Genomic DNA, 336 nt, shown 5'->3' with positions numbered 1-336 from the left:
TCGCCTGACCTAGATGGTAGGTGTTGGATGGGTATGTATTACGTGTGCTTATTTTCAGATAGCCAAAATACTATTCACAAAGAGGCGCTACGCTTTAGAGAAGAAAATGCTGAATATTACTTTCCTTCAGACGTAAAAAACCATCACATTGCTGTAAAAGCTTTCTCGTATTTGGAGCCTTGCGATGTCGTAGTACCCACAGCGGTGGAGAGTCACATAGCAAAGTACTCTTAATGTTTTTTTAATGGGATTCACTGGGCACTGAGGTGGTCGTCGCGTTCTTTTACCCGTGGGTTTCATGATACTCAACCCACGCTACAAAGTACTGCTTGACGC

The 336-nt window shown here is 43.5% G+C and carries 1 protein-coding gene; it reads left to right on the top strand.

Annotated features, from left to right (window positions below):
- Window positions 1-234, top strand: a 234-nt coding sequence (locus AN391_RS20590; protein ID WP_235576007.1) for a hypothetical protein, incomplete at its 5' end; no start/stop codon positions are given.
- Between the last annotated feature and the right edge of the window lie 102 nt (window positions 235-336).

This window comes from Pseudoalteromonas sp. P1-13-1a, from assembly GCF_001401875.1.
Taxonomy (GTDB): domain Bacteria; phylum Pseudomonadota; class Gammaproteobacteria; order Enterobacterales; family Alteromonadaceae; genus Pseudoalteromonas.
The sequence above is the reverse complement of the archived record's forward strand: the minus strand, read 5'-3'. Positions and strand labels throughout refer to the sequence as shown.